Source organism: Stenotrophomonas sp. 278, assembly GCF_003935715.1.
GTDB lineage: Bacteria > Pseudomonadota > Gammaproteobacteria > Xanthomonadales > Xanthomonadaceae > Stenotrophomonas > Stenotrophomonas maltophilia_AH.
Genome location: NZ_RHPP01000053.1, coordinates 10,857 through 28,745, shown reverse-complemented (window position 1 = coordinate 28,745; position 17,889 = coordinate 10,857). Strand labels below are relative to the sequence as shown.

The window sequence follows — 17,889 nt, the reverse complement described above, 5'->3', positions numbered from 1 at the left end:
GCTGCACGGCGGCCAGCGCCACATCCTCCTCGCCACCGTCGTCGCGCAGCCGGCGCGCGGTTTTCGGGGCCAGCCCCAGCAGCGCCTTGATCGCCGCCGAGGTCTGCGCGCGGGCACGCAGTTCCATCAGCTGTCCGAGCAGCGTGAGCGAAATGATCACCGCAGCGGCTTCGAAGTACACCCCGACGTGGCCATGCTGCAGGAACGATGGCGGAAACAGACCCGGCGCGACCGTGGCTACCACGCTGTAGCCATAGGCGGCGATCACGCCGGTGCCGATCAGCGTCCACATGTTCGGGCTGCGGTTGGCAATCGACTGCGCCCAGCGCTGCAGGAACGGCCAGCCCGCCCACAGCACCACCGGAGTGGCCAGGAAGAATTCGATCCAGACCCGTACCGTCGGGGCGAGCCCATGCAGCAGTGGCGTCATCGCCAGCATCGCCAGCGCCATGACGGCCACGCTCAACGGCAGGCTCCACCAGAATCGGCGACGGAAGTCAGTCAGCTCCGGGTTTTCGCCGTCGTCCAGGCTCGGCATCATCGGCTCCAGGGCCATGCCGCAGATCGGGCAGGTGCCAGGGCCCTCCTGCACGATCTCCGGGTCCATCGGGCAGGTGTACAGCGTGCCCGGCGGGGGCGGGCTCTTCATCGCCGCCGGCGCGGCGTGCCCCGCGTGGTGACCTTTGTGGCTGCAGCAGCTAGCGGGTGCACTCATGCGCGCGTCTCCGTCAGTGCACCCAGGATCGGGCAGGCCGCGTTGTCGCCGTGCCCGGGGCAGGCGTCCACCAGCTGCTTCAGCGCCCCATGCATGCGCTGCAGTTCGTCGATGCGCTGCTGGATGTCCTGCAGCCGGTGCACGGCGGTGTCGCGCACCTTGGCGACATCCTGTTGGCGCTGGTCGCTCAGGGCAAGCAGCTCGCCGATCTCCTCAAGGGTGAAACCCAGCGCCTTGGCGCGTCGGATGAATCGCAGGCGGGTCAGGTCACTGTCGGAAAAGACCCGGTATCCCCCCGCGCTGCGCTGCGCGCGGGGCAGCAGGTGCTGGCGTTCGTAGTAGCGCACGGTGTCGACGGGGACGCCGGCCTCGCGTGCAAGTTGTCCGATGTTCATGGCGGTTCCAGATGGAGCGTGGGCACAGTCTGCACCTTGGAGTCTGGTCAAGAGTCAAGGGTTGGGCGCGGACGGGGATGTCGCGACCGAACCAGATTTGCAACAAGTTTCATAGCTGGCGCAAAGGGTGGTCCGTAGGCTCAGGTGAATCGTCGCAACGCCTTGTTTCCACAGGGTTTGCCCCGTCCCAAGCAGCCCCGCCAGTGCCGCCGTTCCAGGAGCGTGACCCATGGATGCATCGTCCCCCTCTTCGTCGTCTCCCACCAAGCCTTCGTCCCTCCTGATGGAAGTCGGGGTGCTCGAGTACCCCGGCAGTCTGCGGCAGGCCGCACCGGTGCTGTCCGAGCTGGCCCAGCGCTGCAACCGCACGGCGGCTGCTGGAAGACGACCCGGGGCGCGCATGCTGGTCACCCGCTGGACGCTCTCGACCCGGGGTACCGGCATGCAGCGGGTGGCGGGGGCGGAGCTGTTCGGCGACGCCGTACCGGCGGTGATCGTGGTGCCTGGCAATGAACCGACCTGGCCGCTGGCGCAGCCGGACGAACGCATGCTCAGCTGGTTGCGCGACAGCCACGACGCTGGCAGCCTGCTGGCCGGTTGCGAGGAAGGCGGGCTGATGCTGGCCATGGCCGGGGTGCTCACCGGCCGCTCGGTCAGCCTGCCGGCGCTGACCCGCTGCCCGCCGCTGGCACAGGTGGTGCCCAGCTGGTTGCCGAGTGAGCGGGCGCTGGTCGACGACGGCGACCTGATGACCACCTCCGGCAACGACGCCTGGAAGTACCTCAGCCTGCGTCTGCTCGCTCGGGTGTACGGGCAGAGCGTCATGAGTGCGGCCATCCAGCAGTTGCAGCTCACCATTCCCAAAGCCGTGCAGGAAGACCTGGAACGCTTCAGCCCGAACTTCGCCCACGGCGACCGCGGCATCCTCAAGGCGCAGCGCTGGCTGCACAGCATCGCCGCAAGGGGCGTTTCCCTGCAGGACATCTGTGAGGCGTCCGGGCTGGAACCGCGCACCCTGCAGCGGCGCTTCCTGAAGGCCACGGGCATGCGGCCGATTGCCTACTGCCAGCGGCTGCGCATTGCCAAGGCGCAACTACTGTTGCAGGCCGGCGGTGCCGTGGACGAAGTGTCCTGGACGGTCGGGTACTCCGACCAGAGCGCGTTCCGCCGCCTGTTCCTGCGCATCGTGGGTGTGACACCGGCGCGCTACCGCCGGCAGATATTCTCGGTGCGCCGCGAGCGCGCCCGCCCCTCCGGTGCAAAGCCCGAGCGCGAGGCCATACGACCGGCAGCCTGATCCATCGCACGTGCGGCGCACAAGGTGGGCAGCGGTCGCAGATGCGACTACCCTGTGGGCTGATCCCGTCTGCCGTGTTCTGGAGTTGTCATGATGTTGAAGCGCCCGCGCGCCCGTAATGCCGCTCTGGTGGCGGCCGTGTTGATGATCATTACGGGCAGTGGCCAGGCGCAGTCGCCTGCCAAGCCGGGCAAGGCGGCTGCGGACCGCCCTGCGGTGCTGAAGGGCGTTGAGAAGCAGGGCTTCGAGGTCATGGGCGAATTCGATGCGCCCGGTGGGCTGCGTGGCTTTGCAGGGCTGGTGGGCGGACAACAACCCGCGGCCGCCTACGTCACCGCCGATGGCAGCCATGTGCTGGTGGGCAGCCTGTTCAACGAGAAGGGTGAAGACGTGGGCGAGGCCGCACTGGACCGCCTGGTTGCCAAGCCGATGTCGGACAAGATCTGGGCCAAGCTGGATGCCAGCAGTTGGGTGCGCGATGGCCGCGCCGATGCACCCACCGTGGTGTACACCTTCAGTGACGCCAACTGCCCGTACTGCCACCACTTCTGGCAGGCCGCGCGGCCGTGGGTGGACGGCGGCAAAGTCCAGTTGCGCCACGTGATGGTCGGCGTGATCCGGGAAGACAGCCCGGCCAAGGCCGCCGCCATTCTGGGTGCCCCCAATCCGAGTGCAGTGTTTCTCGAGAACGAGCACTCCTTCAGCAAGGGCGGTATCAAGCCGGCCGCCAGCATCAGCCCAGCCCTGGCCAACAAGCTGGACGCCAACCAGCGCCTGATGCTGGAACTCGGCTTCCAGGGAACGCCGGGCATTCTGTTCCGTGACCCGCAGGGTGTCGTGCAGCGTGTGAGTGGCATGCCGCAGGGCGAGGACATGGATAAGGTGATGGGCCCGCGCTGATCAGCGCTGACTTCCTTCACGGCAACACTTCACGACACGCTCACCAGCGCCTTGTTACTCAAGGCGCTGGTCTGCCGCCGGCGAACGGCAGATCACCCGGGATGAGGAGGGAATCCCACGCGGGTGCCTGAAGGCACGCCTGGTTGCATGCGCGACGCTGCAATGAGGCCGCCGTCACAGTCCTGCGTAGCAGTACCGGGTTGTCGTTCCGGCCGCTGTGCGCATGCGCATCGTCTGGAACCGACAGAATCTACTGCGGTTCAAGGAGGATGCGATGCGCCTGTCCGTGTGGGTAGTGGTCGTTTTACTGTGCGCGGCTGTCACGCCCGCGCAGGCGCAGGACTCGGCGCAGGCATTGCGCCAGGACATCCAGACGCTGCGCCGGACCCTGGAAAGCATGGAGCAGCGCCTGCAGGCGCTGGAGCAGGCCGAAGGCGCGACATCGTCGGACGCCACTGCGTCACCGTCACCGCCGGCGGTCATGGCCGCTGCTCCCGCCAGCGTGCTGGCGCGTGCCACGCAGGTACCCGGCACCGGCCAGGCGATTCTGCCGCCGCGTGATTCCGTCTCCGACCCGTCCACCGCCGCCTCTCGCCCGGGCAGTGCGGCCGGTCCGACAGACCCGGAGCTGAAAGGCTTCTTCGCCATTCCCAACACCGACACGATGATCCGCATTGGTGGCTACGCCAAGCTGGATGCCATTGCGGACGCACGCGCCACGGGTGATGAGGATCAGTTCATCACCTCGACCATTCCGGTGGGCGGTGACCACCGCGACATGCGCAACTTCAACCTGCATGCCAAGCAGACCCGCTTCAGCTTCGAGGCACGCCGTCCGACTACCCGCGGCAACCTGCGTTTCTACCTGGAGAACGACTTCTTCGGTAGCAGCGACGGCTATGAGTTCCGCCTGCGCCATGCTTACGGGCAACTGGGCAACACCTACGCCGGTTACGGCTATTCCAGCTTCATGGACGCCGACAGCCTGCCGGACACGCTGGACGTTGCCGGTCCGGGCGGCGCGGGCTACCTGCTGGTAGCGGGCATTCACCACAGTTTCGCGATGGGCAAGGGCAACACGCTGACCATTGCGGCTGAAGATCCTGAGAGCGAACTGGCCGGCACCAGCGACGACACCCGCGCTGAAAGCCGCGTGCCCGACGTGACGTTGACCGCACGCATGGAGCGTGACTGGGGTCACCTCCAGTTGGGCGCGGTGGCGCGCAGCGTCGGGTACGACGGAGTTGAGCGTGATGAACGCAAGCTCGGCGGCGGCGTGCAGTTGAGCGGTTCGGCCAGCGTGGGCGAGCAGGACCTGCTGCTGTTCGGGGTACTCGGCGGTAAAGGCCTGAGTCGTTACACCGCCGACCTGACCGGCTCCGGGCTGGATGCCGTCATTGCCCTGGATGGTCGCCTGCGCATGTTGTCGCTGGCCGGCGGTTTCGTCGGCTATACGCATTACTGGACGCCGATGTGGCGCTCGAACCTGGTGCTCGGACAACTCACGCTGGGGCGCGATGACGCGCTCGCTGCCGACGCCTTCCGACAAAGCCGCTACGGCGTGCTCAACCTGATCTGGAGCCCGGCCCCGTCCTGGACCATGGGCATGGAGCTGCTGTACGGGCAGCTGGAACAGCAGGACGGCCAACGCGCCGACACGATGCGGCTGCAGGGCAGCCTTCAATACAACTTCATCAAATAGCGGCCGAGGAGAAGCGTCATGGCGCAGGGGAAGAAGATTGGAGTGGTCGGTGCCACCTTCCTGGTGGCGGGCAACATGATGGGGTCGGGGGTGTTTCTGCTGCCGTCCAGCCTGGCCAAGATCGGCACCGCCTCGATATGGGGCTGGTTGATCACCACGGCGGGTGCGCTGCTGCTGGCATTCGTGTTCGCCAAGCTCGGCAAGCTGGCCCCCAAGGCGGGTGGTCCCTATGCGTACGCACGTGACTGGTTCGGCCCGTACATGGGCTTTCAGACCAACACCATCTACTGGTTCGCCAACTGGATCGGCAACGTCGCCATTCCGATCGCGGCGGTGGGGTACTTCAGCTACTTCTTCCCGATTCTGTCCCAACCCGTTCCACGCTGCATCGCGGTGCTGACGCTGGTATGGGCGCTCAGCTTCGCCAACGTGATCGGCCCGGCCTTCGTCAGCCGCGTGCAGACGGTGACCACCAGTTTCGCGCTGGTACCGATCCTGGGCATCGCGATCTTTGGCTGGTTCTTCTTTGACCCGGCCATCTTCAAGGGCTCGTACAACGTCTCGGGCGAATCCAATTTTGGCGCGATCTCCAGCGCCGCGGCGCTGACGTTGTGGGCGTTCATTGGCGTGGAGTCGGCTTCGGTCACCGCCGGGGTGGTGGAGAACCCGGAGAAAAACGTAGCCAGGGCGACCCTGGCGGGGGTGTTTCTCGCTGCCATTGCCTATATCGCCAGCTCGTCGGTGATCATGGGCATGGTGCCCAACGGACAGCTGCAGACCTCCGATGCGCCCTTCGCGCTGGCCGCTGCCAATGCGGTCGGCGGGTGGGGTGGGGCACTGGTCAGCCTGTGCGCCTTCGTCGGCGCGGCCGGTTCGCTGGGCGGCTGGATCCTGCTGACCGCGCAGAGCGCCAAGGCCGCTTCGGATGACGGCCTGTTCCCCGGCATCTTCAGCAAAACCAACAAGGACGACGTGCCGGTCAAAGGCGTTCTGATCGTTGCCGTGCTGATGACCATTGCCGTGCTGGTCACCTCGACCTCGGAGACCGCGTCCGCCCAGTTCGACGTGATCACCTCGGCGGCCGTGGTGCTGACCCTGCTGCCTTACATCTACTCCTGCGTGGCCTGCTACTTCGTGGTGGAGCGTTCGCACACGCTGGTGCACACCGGCGCGTTCTGGTTCCTGACCAGCGCCACCGTCGTGTACTGCCTGTGGGCGATCTTCGGTTCGTCCGGAAGCATCGTGCAGTACGCATTCCTGTTCGTGTTGTTCATCACTGTGTTCTACCCGTTCTTCAGCGAGGAGCGCCGCCGCCAGCGCGGGCAGCTGCCGCCGCTGGATGTTTCGAAGGCTTCGTGAGTCTGCCCCCAGGAGAAACGCTGTGTACTTCAAATCATTGGACTACCCGGTCATCGTCATCGATGCCGACTACGAGTCGCCGCGCATTGGTGGCATTCTGATCCGCGCGCTGGTGGAGGAACTGCGCAGGAACGAGCAACGGGTGCTGTGCGGCCTGACCCTGGCCGACGCCCAGGCCGGGGCGCGCACCTACGTGGCCGCTTCGGCGGTGCTGATCTCCATCGACGGCACCGAAGACGAACCGACCGAGTTCCAGCGCCTGCTCGGTTTCCTGCGTGAGCAGAGCGCGCGCCGCGGCGGGCTGCCGGTGTTCCTGTACGGCGAACGCCGCACCATCGAGAAGGTGCCGAGCAAGCTGCTGAAGTACGTGCACGGCTACATCTTCCTGTTCGAGGACACCAAGAGCTTCATTGCCCGCCAGGTGATGCGCGCGGCGGAAGACTACATGCATACGCTGCTGCCGCCGTTCTTCAAGGCGCTGATCCACCACGCGGCCGAGTCCAACTACTCCTGGCACACGCCCGGGCATGCGGGCGGCGTGGCGTTCACCAAGTCGCCGGTGGGCCGGGCCTTCCACCAGTTCTACGGCGAAAACACGCTGCGCAGCGATCTGTCCATCTCCGTGCCCGAGCTGGGTTCGCTGCTCGACCACAGCGGTCCGATCAAGGAGGCCGAGAACGAGGCGGCGCGCGACTTCGGCGCGGATCATACGTTCTTTGTCACTAACGGAACCTCCACCGCCAACAAGATCGTCTGGCATGGCACGGTAGGGCGCGGCGATGTGGTGTTCGTGGACCGCAACTGCCACAAATCCCTGCTGCATGCGCTGATCATGACCGGTGGCGTGCCGGTGTACTTCACCCCCAGCCGCAACGCACATGGCATCATCGGGCCGATCAGCCTGGATCAGTTCACCCCGGAGGCGCTGCAGCAGGCGATCGCCGCCAATCCACTGGCCCGCCAGGCGTATCAGGCCGGCTCCAAGCCGCGCATTGCGGTGGTGACCAACTCCACCTATGACGGGCTGTGCTACAACGCCGAGAAGATCGCCGACGAGATCGGCACTGCCGTGGATTTCCTGCACTTCGACGAGGCCTGGTATGCCTACGCCGCCTTCCACCCGTTCTACGAGAACCATTACGGCATGGCCAAGGGCAAGCCACGCGAGCAGGACGCCATCATCTTCACGACCCATTCCACGCACAAGCTGCTGGCCGCGTTCTCGCAGGCGTCGATGATCCACGTGCGCAATGCGGCCACCCGCGAACTGGATGCGGAGCGCTTCAACGAGGCGTTCATGATGCACACCACCACCAGCCCGCATTACGGGGTGATTGCCGCCTGTGACGTGGCCTCGAAGATGATGGAGGGCGCGGCCGGTGAATCGCTGGTGCAGGAGATGCATGACGAGGCGATTGCGTTCCGCCGCGCGATGCTGCATGTACGCGACGACCTGGGACGCGACGACTGGTGGTTCAGCGTCTGGCAGCCGGACAAGCTGGAGCGTTCGCTGGCCAAGGGCGATGCGCCGGCTCCGCTGGTGGCCAAGCGCGAGGAATGGTATCTGCAGCCGGAAGCCTACTGGCACGGGTTCGATGGGCTGGTCGAAGACTATGTGCTGATCGACCCGATCAAGGTGACCCTGCTGACCCCCGGCCTTTCGATCAACGGCGAGGTGGCCGAGCGCGGCATACCAGCGGCCGTGCTCAGCAAGTTCCTGTGGACGCGTGGCATTACCGTGGAGAAGACCAACCTGTACTCGGTGCTCTTCCTGTTCTCCATGGGCATCACCAAGGGCAAGTGGAGCACCCTGGTGACCGAGCTGATGGCATTCAAGGAACTGTATGACAGCAACGCGCCGCTGAGTCGTGCCTTGCCGGATCTGGCGGCAGACTACGGCGACATCTATGCCGGCTGGGGCCTGCGCGACCTGTGCCAGGCCCTGCATGACTTCAACCGGGGGTTCGAGGTCGCCAAGGTGATGCGTGAGATGTACGTGGACCTGCCCACGCCGGTGATGACGCCGGCCCAGGCCTATGATCACCTGGTGCGCGGAGAGATCGAGCGGGTCGACATCGAGGCGCTGAGCGGGCGCGTGGCGGGCACCATGCTGGTGCCGTATCCGCCGGGCATTCCGACCATCATGCCGGGCGAACGCTTTGGGTCGTCCGATGAACCCATCATCCAGTCGCTGCGCATTGCCCGTGAGCAGAACGCGCGGTTCCCGGGTTTCGAGTCGGACGTGCACGGGCTTATCATCGACCGCAGCGGCGAAGCGCCGAGCTACAAGGTGGAGGTGCTGAAGGTCTGAGCCCATGCCCAGAACCTTCGGCGGGCGATGGATACGGCACGCGAGCAGCGGGTTCTGAAGTTCTCGATCGGGGTCACGGTGGCGGTCAGCGCCACCGGCTTCGTGGGCGGCCTCCTGGTCGGGTCGCAGGCGATTTTGTTTGACGGCGTCTACAGCCTGGTCGACGTGGCGCTGACCCTGGTCGCGCTGGCGGTGCTGCGGTTGGTGGCGCGGGAGGAAAGCCCGCGCTTCCAGTATGGCTACTGGCACCTGGAGCCGATGGTGGAGGCACTGGGCGGGGCGATTCTGGCCCTGGCCTGCATCTACGCCCTGGCCAACTCGATCATCGGGCTGACTACCGGCGGGCATACGGTAAAGGCCGGCCCTGCGCTGGCGTGGGCCTCGTTGTTGTGCGTGAGCAATCTGGCCATGGCCGCCATCGTGCGGGTGTATGCGCAGCGACTGCAGTCCGGGCTGCTGTGGCTGGACGTTCGGGCGTGGCTGCTGAGCGGATTGATGAGTCTGGCGGTGGTGCTGGCGTTCGCGATCGCGCTACTGCTGCGCGATGGCGACCACGCGCACTGGATTCCGTATCTGGATCCGCTGGTGCTGGCCGCGATCAGTCTGGCCGTGCTACCCGTGCCCCTGCGCGGCGCGTGGCGGGCGATGCGTGAGGTGCTGCAGGTGGCTCCGGATACGCTGGATGCACGGGTGCAGGAGGTAATGAGTGCGTTCGTGGCCGAGCATGGCTATCTGGACTTCACCAGCCACGTGGCCAAGATGGGGCGGATGCGGTTCGTGGAGATCCATATCCTGACCCACCCGGATACGGTGATCGGCAGTATCGGCAACGTGGATGCGCTGCGGGATGAGATTGCCGAGCGGCTGGATGCGCGGGGAAGCGACTTCTGGCTGACGATTGATTTCACCGCCGACCCGGCGTGGACGTAAGGGAAACAGGGGCAATCGGGGCAACGTTGGAATGAAGGGATTGGTGGGGGATTGGTGGGGGATTGGTAGGGTCGCACGACAGTCGACCGCCGATAACGGCAATCGGTGCGGCGAAGGCCGAATGTTTGACGGAGAGGCGCATCACCGTTCGACGGTCATGCCGATATCGAACGTTGATCGGTTCCGTGCAGTCGACCAGGGGTCGACTCTACCGGGGGTCTCGCCAGTGATGAATCCAAGGGGTCTGAAAATTCGATGTATACGTCTAAAAATGTTAGTTGCGCACCAAATGTAGGGATATACGTCTAATGCAAACGCTCTCCGAGTTGGGTTCTGCGGTCGCGCGCCGTCGGAAAGCCATGCGCAGAACTCAGGTAGAAGTCGCCGCGCAGGCTGGTGTGTCCTCCGATACGTTGTCTCGCTTCGAACGCGGGAAAGTTTCCGAGTTCGGGGCGAGGAAGCTGCTCGCCGTGTTGTCGATACTGGGAATGGAGCTGGAGTTCAAGGAAGAACGGTCTGCTGGCAATCTGGACGATCTGCGGAAAGAGCATAGGACCCCGCGCCGATAGCGGTGATTGGGGGGCTGTATGTGTCGAGAGGGAGCGTATTCGTGTTCGGGGTCATGCCGATATCGAACGTTGATGGGTTCCGTGCAGTCGACCAAGGGTCGACTCTACCGGGGAGCCTGCCACCGTTGGTAGGGTCGCACGACAGTCGACCGCCGATAACGATGATCGGTGCGACGAAGGCCGTGCCCCTGCCGGAGGCGCGCGTCATCGTTCGTGGCCATTCGCGTCACGGATCAGATAGTTCCGCATCGTTCTCGCATGTCGCACCGCGTCATCAGAACTGTGACCGGGTTTACCGGAACGGCTTCAGATTTCGATCATTCCGGTCCATTCGCGCCACTCGTGTGGCGCGATCTGCCAACGCTGAATTACCCTGTCGCTTATGCCATTTCACTTCGCGTGGTGTATCGCGCACGGTGGGGTCAAGGAGCTTGATAACTCCGCAAGTTAGTCGGTGGTCCGACGTTCAACGTCGGGAGGGTGGCGCAATACAACACCCCCGGGGAATACGTCACGCCGTTTTCTGTACTGGCTACTTGCACGGTTATCAACCTCCCGACTCCCTCGCCATTCCGGCGAGGGAGAACTCACCCAGGAGTTGATACATGACGAGTTCTAACGATGGCAGCAACAACAACGACGAGAAGCGCGGCACCTTCTACTGGATCAAGCCGGACAGCCTGCGCGTCAAGGCGCTCAACGACCCCACCGGCAAGAAGAACCTGGGCAGCAAGACCATCCCGATGATCAAGCTGCGCGGCATGTGGCTGACCCGTGCCGGGTTTGAGGTGGGCACCGAGTTCGATATTGAGTTTGGCAAGGATTGCCTGATCCTGCGGCCGGTCACCGTCGACTGACGGCCAGGGCGGATGGCGCGCGGAACCGGTGCCGCGTGCCATTCGCTTTCGGCGCTTGGGCGCTCATTGTGGTTGGAAGGATTGGTAGGGTCGCACGACAGTCGACCGCCGATGGCGGTGATCGGTGCGGCGAAGGCCGTGTGCGTGCCGGAGAAGCGCCGCATCGTTCAATGGTCATGCCGATATCGAACGTTGGCAGCGTGCGTGCAGTCGACCGGGGGTCGACCCTACCGTGGATACGTTTCGTATATGATATGTATATCCCCTTCCGGAGTCCCCCAATGGGCATCGTCAACATCGACGACCAGCTGCACGACAACCTGCGCCGCGCCAGCGCCGTTTCGGGCCGTTCCATCAACGCCCAGGCGGGCTTCTGGATCAAGGTCGGCATGCTCTGCGAAATGAACCCCGGCCTGAGCTACCAGGAGATCGTCTGCCGCGAACTGCGGGCCGCCGGGGTCGACCCGGGCGCGTTACGGGTGGCCGAAGCATGATCAAGACGCCCGAAGAACGCCGCCTGATGGCCGAATCCGGCCGCCTGCTGGCGCGCGTGTTCGAAGCGCTCGATAAGCTGCAGCTGGAAGGCATGTCCACCCTGCAGGTCAACGACTGGGTGGAGCGCTTCATCGTCGATGAACTGCAGGCGCGCCCGGCCAGCAAGGGGCAGTACGGCTTCGAGTACGTGCTCAACACCTCCATCGATACCGTCGTCTGCCACGGCGTGCCGTCGGCCCATGACATCCTGCGCGCAGGCAGCATCGTCAACCTGGACATCACCCTGGAGAAGAACGGGTTCATCGCCGATTCCAGCAAGACCTACCTGATCGGTGAGGTGGACTACGCCGCCAAGCGTCTGGTGCGGGTCACCCGTGAGGCGATGTGGAAGGGCATCGAGGTGGTGCGTCCGGGCGCAACGCTGGGTGATATCGGCTTTGCCATCCAGCAGCACGCCAAGGCGCATGGCTACAGCGTGGTCAAGGAGTTCTGCGGCCACGGCATTGGCCGTGAGATGCACGAGGAGCCGCAGGTGCTGCACTACGGCCGGCGCGGTGAGGGCCTGGAGCTTGAAGAGGGCATGACCTTCACCATCGAGCCGATGATCAACCAGGGGCGCGCGGCGATCGCGCACAGTGACGACGGTTGGACCGTGACTACGCGCGACGGCAAGCTGTCGGCGCAGTTCGAGCACACCGTGCTGGTGACCGCAGACGGCGTGCAGGTGCTGACGCTGCGAGAGGGTGAGCGCGCCCCGTAACGCCTCTGATGGCGCGGTGCAGGGCGACGTTCGGGTGGTGCTTTGCTGGTGCTTTGCTTGAGCTTTGCTGGTGCTTTGGTAGGGTCGCACGACAGTCGACCGCCGATAGCGGTTCAACATCCGGGAAGGCATGACAATTGCCGAAGGCCGATGCCGGGCAGAGTCCATGCCCCAAAGCGCCGATCACCGTTATCGGCGGTCGACTGTCGTGCGACCCTACCATCCCCATCCCCATTCCCATCCCCATTCCAATTCCCATTCCAGATCACAACCCAGCCCACGGTCACGTCCGCGTCGACACCAGCTTGAGGAACGCCTCGTTCTGGTACCGGCTCATCCGCAGCTGCTGCCCGTTGTCCAGCGTCACCACGTGATGCCCGTTGAACCACGGATGGATCGCCTTCACGCGACGCACGTTGACGATGGCCGAACGGTGAACACGCGCGAAGCTGCGTGGGTCCAGCCGTGCCGCCAGTTCGGTCATGGTCTGCCGCAGCTCATGCACGTGCCCCGGCACATGGATCAGCACGCTGTTGCGTGAGGCCTTGATCCAGATGATGTCATCCACCGGCACCAGCACGATGTGCTCGTCTACCCGCACCGGAATACGTTCCAGGTGCTGGTCACGCTGACGTAATGCATCCAGTGCCTGCAGAATCTGCTGCGACGTCTGTGCGCCGGTGCCGCCGGCCTGGCTCAGGCGCGCCTTGGCGCGCTGCAGCGTAGCGGCGAAACGCTCGCGGCTGAAGGGTTTGACCAGATAGTCCACTGCATTGGCTTCGAACGCCTTCACCGCGTATTGCTCGTAGGCGGTAACAAAGACCGTGGCTGGCATGCGTTCTGCACCGATGGTGGCGACCACATCGAGCCCGGTGATGGCCGGCATCTGGATGTCGAGGAACACCAGATCGGGTGACTGTGCACGGATGTCGTTTACCGCCGATACCCCGTCGCCACATTCGCCCAGCAGCGTGATCTCGGTGTCGTCTTCCAGCAACCTCACGATCGCCCGTCGCGCGATCGGCTCGTCATCCACAACCAGCGCCGTGATGCTCATGGTGCCGCCAGTCCGGCACTGAACTCAGGCGCACCGTCGGCGTTTTCCATTTCCCGGAACGGCAGTCGCACACGGCAGGCCACGCCTTCCGGCCAGGTAATGTCCAGCCGTACCTCGGCGGCGTCGCCGTACAGTTCGCGCAGGCGCAGGCGGGTGTTGGCCATGCCGATGCCGTGTCCGGCTGGCTTGCTGTCGCCGCTTTCCAGCATGCTGTTGCGGTTGCGGACCTCCAGCAGCAGCTGGTCGCCGTCGCGACGGGCTTCAATCTCGATCACGTCACTGCCCACGCGCTGGCCGATGCCGTGGCGCACGGCGTTTTCCACCAGCGGCTGCAGGATCAGGCTGGGCACCGCGCAATCCAGCGTGTCCGGGGCGATATAGGTGCGTGTGGTCAGGCGGTCCTTGAAGCGGGTGCGCTGGATGCCCAGGTAAAGTTCGAGCAGGTCCAGTTCCTGGCGCAAAGGGATCTCCTGGCCGTCATAGTCTTCCAGGAAGGCGCGCAGCAGTTCGCTCAGACGCAGCAGCATGTCTTCGGCGGACAGCTTGTCTTCGTCAAGCAGGGTGATGATGGCGTGCAGCGTGTTGAACAGGAAATGCGGCTGTAACTGCGATTTCAGCGCGACCAGCCTCGACTGCGCCAGCTCTGTGGCCAGTTGTGCGGCCTCCAGTTCACGGCGCGACTTTTCAGCGTGATAGTGCAGGGCCTGCTGAATCGCCAGCAGCGCCCAGTACGTGAACAGACCGATGGCGAAGTGCTGCGCGATGAAATACGCCAGCTGTTCAAGGAAGCCGCTGGGTTCGAAGAAGGTGGACACCAGCGCACCGATGGCCATCGCCGCCGAAGTGGTGCCGAAGCTGAGCAGGGTGTGGCGGCCCAGGCCGACCCAGCGCGCTCCGCTGAGCAGCGGATAGCGTGCGCCCAGGCGGAACACAAGGGGAGCCAACGCGGCCCAGGTGCCCCATTGAATGGCCGACCAGCGCAGGTGGGTGAGCAGTGACCAGTGCTGGCCGTGCACATGCCCGGCGATCCAGTCCTGGAGGGCGAAGACCACGATCACCACGCCCCAGAGCGCGAGGTAGCGGTGGACGGGCAGGGAGGTGGTGCCAAGGCGGATGGGCATGACCGGGATCCTGGACCAAGGGGCCAGGGCCATCTTAGGCGCGGTGGCGTGGCGGGAGAAGCGTGGAAATGGGCCCGCTGCGATTGGTCCCGGCGTGGCTACGATTCGTCCCCGATCGGTGGCGCGCCTGGTCGCGTGAGGCTTTGATGCAGTCACCCCGATCCGCTGGAGCTGCTGCCATGACCGTGACACGTATTGCCGTGATGTCCGCTCTGATGCTTTCCGCTGCGGCGCAGGCAGGTCAGGCGCGCTACCTGACGCTGCTCAATCGTGCACATGACAGTGTCGTTGCGGTGGAGGTGGCTGCACAGGGGAGTGAGGCATACCAGCCGCGTGTTATCGACCCGTTGTCCGGAGGCGGCGGCAGTACCACGGTGCGGCTGGGGGAGGCGGGTTGCCGCTTCGATGTGCGCCTGCAGTTTCGTAATGGGCGTCAGGCGGTGTATCGAGAAGTGGACGTGTGCAGGGGCGACACGTTGGTGATAGTGCCGCTGCCGGTAGGGTCGCACGACAGTCGACCGCCGATAACGATGCAGCGTTCGGGAAGGCATGACCGATGGTTGGAGCGTTTCTCCGGGCGGGTCCATGCCCCAAAGCGCCGATGGACATTATCGGCGGTCGACTGTCGTGCGACCCTACCCGTCATCCAGCCGCGCGAGCCGCATCACGCCGCGCGCGGCGGAGGTGCCAGATGCACAGGTAGATCGCCATCAGCACGCCGGGTGCGCTGAGCAGGATTGGCACAAACCGCGTCGGGATCAGAGCAACCAGCGCGATCAACGTTCCGAATACCGGCCACGCCCAGTGGACGGTGCGGTCTTCCATCCAGCGATAGTTCATCCACCCCAGCGCGACCCAGGCGAACGAGGTGATGATCAGCAGCACGGCGACCAGTACGTTCTCGGCTTCAAACGGGGACAGCCCTTCTCCTGAAAGCAAGGCCGTTCCGGCCATGGAGGCAAACATCAAGTGAAAGAAAATTCCAGGAGCACACAACAACCAGACCAGCAGGCTGATCAGTGAGCGTCCTGTGCGGAATGAGCGTTCGACCATTTCAGGTTGCATTGCGATCCTTGCAGAGAGTCCGTTGCCGAAATTGTAACCGGGTGCGGTAGGGTCGCACGACAGTCGACCGCCGATAGCGATGCAACGTCCGGGAAGGCATGACCTTGGAGCGGGCACGCTTCTCCGGTCAGGTCCATGCCCTAAAGGGCCGATGTGCGCTATCGGCGGTCGACTGTCGTGCGACCCTACCGATGCTCTGAAGCTTCGATCATTCCGAGGGCGTACGTTCCCGCACCGGTACGTGTCGATCCATCAGTTCCACGACCCAGTCAATGAACACCCGCAGCTTGGCGCTGACATGCCGGTTGGGCGGGAAGGCGAGGTTCAAGGGCATCGCATCCAGCGCCCAGTCCGGGAACAAACGTACCAGTTCGCCGAGCTGCACGTGCGCATCTGCCATGTAGTCGGGCAGCCAGATCACGCCCAGCCCGGCCAGCCCGGCGGCCATGTAGGTGTTGCCGTCGTCCATCGCAAAGGTATGTCTTCCCTGTACGGTGAGGTGTTCGTTGCCTTGATGCAGGGTGACGTGCAGCAGGCGGCCGCCGTGTTTGCGCAGGTAGCCGATGATCTGGTGCGGCTCGGCTTCCAGCACCGACGGATGATCCGGAGTGCCATGCCGCTCAAGGTACGAGGGCGCGGCGTACAGCCCGGCCTGCAGGTCACCGATATGGCGGGCCACTAGCGAAGGGTCGGTGATGGTACCGCCGCGGATCACGCAGTCCACGTTCTCGTCGATCAGATCGACATGGCGGTCGCTGGCACCCAGATCGAGCTGGATGTCGGGCCAGCGTGCGTGGAAGTCGTGCAGGGCAGGGACGATGATCAGCCTCGCGAGCGGACTGGGTACGTCGACCCGCAGCCGGCCGCGGGGGTTCGCAGCGAAGGTGGACAGGCTGGTTTCGGCATCGTCCAGATCGGCCAGCAGGCGCAGCACGCGCTCGTAGTAGGCCGCGCCGTCGGCAGTGACGTTCACCTGCCGGGTGGTGCGGTTGAGCAGGCGCACCCGTAACCGCGCTTCCAGTTGCTGCACCAGTTGGGTCACGGTGGTACGGCTCATGTGCAGGGTCTGTGCGGCCTGGGTGAAGCTGCCGGTCTCCACGACCCGGGCAAAGGCGCGCATGGCATCGAAGCGGTCCATTGGCGCTCCAGGGAGGTGATTGTTTGGATTCTACAAACAGTGATGCCCAAACGGGGCGGTTTATCCGTGCCTGGTCCAGGTCCAGCATGGAGCCATCGCAATCAGGGGCGACGCCCCGTGGAGAGTTTCATGGCTAAGCGTGATGTGGTGTTCCCGAAGGGCCGGCAGGATCTGTACGACCGTTACCGCTATTCGCCGGCGGTGAAGACCAACGGCCTGCTGTTTGTTTCGGGCCAGGTGGGCAGTCGCGAGGACGGTTCGCCCGAGCCGGACGTCGAGGCGCAGGTGCGGCGGGCGTTTCAGAACCTCAACGCGATCCTGGCCGAGGCGGGTTGCACGTTCGACGACGTGCAGGACGTGACCGTGTTCATGATCGACCCGGCCAACATCCTGGAGCGGGTGTGGCCGGTGGTGATGGAGTACTGGGGCGAGGCCCCGCATCCGACGCTGACCGCGGTGGGGGTGACCTGGCTGGCCGGGTTCGACGTGGAGTTCAAGGTGGTGGCGAAGTTGCCGGAGTGACGACGCGGGTAGTGTGGCCCATGGGATGTGGAGCATCGGTAGGGTCGCACGACAGTCGACCGCCGATGGCGGTGATCGGTGCGGCGAAGGCCGGGTGCATGGCGCAGAAGCGCGTCATTGTTCGTGGTCATGCTGATATCGAACGTTGATGGGTTCCGTGCAGTCGACCAACGGTCGACTCTACCGGGGTTCCGGGATTTCCCGGTTCCCACCTGGGATGTCAGACGCAGGTAGGGTCGCACGACAGTCGACCGCCGATGGCGGTGATCGGCGCGGCGAAGGCCGGATGCATGGCGCAGAAGCGCGTCACCGTTCGTGGTCATGCCGGTATCGAACGTTGATCGGTTCCGTGCAGTCGACCAACGGTCGACTCTACCGGGGTTCTCCTGTTCCCACCTGGGAAGTCAGACACAGGTAGGGTCGCACGACAGTCGACCGCCGATGGCAGTAATCGGCGCGGCGAAGGCCGGATGCATGGCGCAGAAGCGCGTCACCGTTCGTGGTCATGCCGGTATCGAACGTGGATGGGTTCCGTGCAGTCGACCAACGGTCGACTCTACCGGGGTTCTCCGGTTCCCACCTGGGATGTTAGACGCAGGTAGGGTCGAACGACAGTCGACCGCCGATGGCGGTGATCGGCGCGGCGAAGGCCGGATGCATGGCGCAGAAGCGCGTCACCGTTCGTGGTCATGCCGA

16 protein-coding genes are annotated in these 17,889 nt (G+C 64.7%); 10 read left to right on the top strand and 6 right to left on the bottom strand.

The window, feature by feature from the left end:
• Both EGJ34_RS10705 and EGJ34_RS10700 read right to left on the bottom strand, forming a co-directional pair.
• Positions 1-715: heavy metal-binding domain-containing protein (locus EGJ34_RS10705; protein WP_312023025.1), on the bottom strand; the 715-nt coding region annotated here is incomplete at its 3' end.
• Entirely contained in the window at positions 712-1,110 is a 399-nt protein-coding gene (locus EGJ34_RS10700; protein WP_125360461.1) for a heavy metal-responsive transcriptional regulator, read from the bottom strand. The genes EGJ34_RS10705 and EGJ34_RS10700, both read right to left, overlap by 4 nt.
• A 229-nt stretch (positions 1,111-1,339) precedes the next feature.
• On the opposite strand from EGJ34_RS10700, the gene EGJ34_RS10695 reads away from it, so the two are divergent.
• The 9 genes from EGJ34_RS10695 to map all read left to right on the top strand — a co-directional run bounded on the left by EGJ34_RS10695 (position 1,340) and on the right by map (position 12,290).
• Positions 1,340-2,407 carry a helix-turn-helix domain-containing protein gene (locus tag EGJ34_RS10695; protein WP_260476965.1) on the top strand — a complete coding sequence of 356 codons (1,068 nt, stop codon included), beginning with the start codon at positions 1,340-1,342 and terminating at the stop codon, positions 2,405-2,407.
• Positions 2,408-2,551: 144 nt separating this feature from the next.
• Positions 2,552-3,307 carry a thiol:disulfide interchange protein DsbG gene (gene dsbG, locus EGJ34_RS10690; protein WP_260476966.1) on the top strand — a complete coding sequence of 252 codons (756 nt, stop codon included), beginning with the start codon at positions 2,552-2,554 and terminating at the stop codon, positions 3,305-3,307.
• A gap of 274 nt (positions 3,308-3,581) precedes the next feature.
• On the top strand, positions 3,582-5,009 hold the full coding sequence (locus tag EGJ34_RS10685) for a DcaP family trimeric outer membrane transporter (protein WP_125360459.1): 1,428 nt from the start codon (positions 3,582-3,584) through the stop codon (positions 5,007-5,009).
• 18 nt (positions 5,010-5,027) lie between these two features.
• Positions 5,028-6,368 carry an arginine/agmatine antiporter gene (gene adiC / locus EGJ34_RS10680; RefSeq protein ID WP_125360458.1) on the top strand — a complete coding sequence of 447 codons (1,341 nt, stop codon included), beginning with the start codon at positions 5,028-5,030 and terminating at the stop codon, positions 6,366-6,368.
• Positions 6,369-6,390: 22 nt separating this feature from the next.
• Complete coding sequence (locus tag EGJ34_RS10675) at positions 6,391-8,679, top strand: Orn/Lys/Arg decarboxylase N-terminal domain-containing protein (protein WP_125360457.1); 2,289 nt, start codon at positions 6,391-6,393, stop codon at positions 8,677-8,679.
• A 27-nt stretch (positions 8,680-8,706) separates the two neighbouring features.
• The gene (locus EGJ34_RS10670) at positions 8,707-9,609 is read left to right on the top strand and encodes a cation diffusion facilitator family transporter (RefSeq protein ID WP_125360456.1); all 903 of its coding nucleotides are present in this window, start codon (positions 8,707-8,709) and stop codon (positions 9,607-9,609) included.
• Positions 9,610-10,783: 1,174 nt separating this feature from the next.
• Positions 10,784-11,035 carry a SymE family type I addiction module toxin gene (locus EGJ34_RS10660; protein ID WP_125360454.1) on the top strand — a complete coding sequence of 84 codons (252 nt, stop codon included), beginning with the start codon at positions 10,784-10,786 and terminating at the stop codon, positions 11,033-11,035.
• A gap of 281 nt (positions 11,036-11,316) precedes the next feature.
• On the top strand, positions 11,317-11,529 hold the full coding sequence (locus EGJ34_RS10655) for a ParD-like family protein (protein WP_125360453.1): 213 nt from the start codon (positions 11,317-11,319) through the stop codon (positions 11,527-11,529).
• Entirely contained in the window at positions 11,526-12,290 is a 765-nt protein-coding gene (map, locus tag EGJ34_RS10650) for a type I methionyl aminopeptidase (protein ID WP_125360452.1), read from the top strand. Before EGJ34_RS10655 ends, map begins: the two co-directional genes overlap by 4 nt.
• A gap of 283 nt (positions 12,291-12,573) precedes the next feature.
• Here map and EGJ34_RS10645 read toward each other — a convergent pair whose 3' ends face one another.
• The 4 genes from EGJ34_RS10645 to EGJ34_RS10630 form a co-directional block, all read right to left on the bottom strand.
• Positions 12,574-13,347 carry a LytTR family transcriptional regulator DNA-binding domain-containing protein gene (locus EGJ34_RS10645; protein WP_125360451.1) on the bottom strand — a complete coding sequence of 258 codons (774 nt, stop codon included), beginning with the start codon at positions 13,345-13,347 and terminating at the stop codon, positions 12,574-12,576.
• Positions 13,344-14,468, bottom strand: a complete 1,125-nt coding sequence (locus EGJ34_RS10640) for a histidine kinase (RefSeq protein ID WP_125360450.1) — start codon at positions 14,466-14,468, stop codon at positions 13,344-13,346. Before EGJ34_RS10640 ends, EGJ34_RS10645 begins: the two co-directional genes overlap by 4 nt.
• Before the next feature lie 642 nt (positions 14,469-15,110).
• Positions 15,111-15,533, bottom strand: a complete 423-nt coding sequence (locus tag EGJ34_RS10635; protein ID WP_125360449.1) for a hypothetical protein — start codon at positions 15,531-15,533, stop codon at positions 15,111-15,113.
• 208 nt (positions 15,534-15,741) lie between these two features.
• Entirely contained in the window at positions 15,742-16,671 is a 930-nt protein-coding gene (locus EGJ34_RS10630; protein ID WP_125360448.1) for a LysR family transcriptional regulator, read from the bottom strand.
• Between the two features lie 129 nt (positions 16,672-16,800).
• Between EGJ34_RS10630 and EGJ34_RS10625 the strand changes: the two genes are divergently transcribed.
• Entirely contained in the window at positions 16,801-17,193 is a 393-nt protein-coding gene (locus tag EGJ34_RS10625) for a RidA family protein (RefSeq protein ID WP_125360447.1), read from the top strand.
• Positions 17,194-17,889 lie beyond the last annotated feature (696 nt).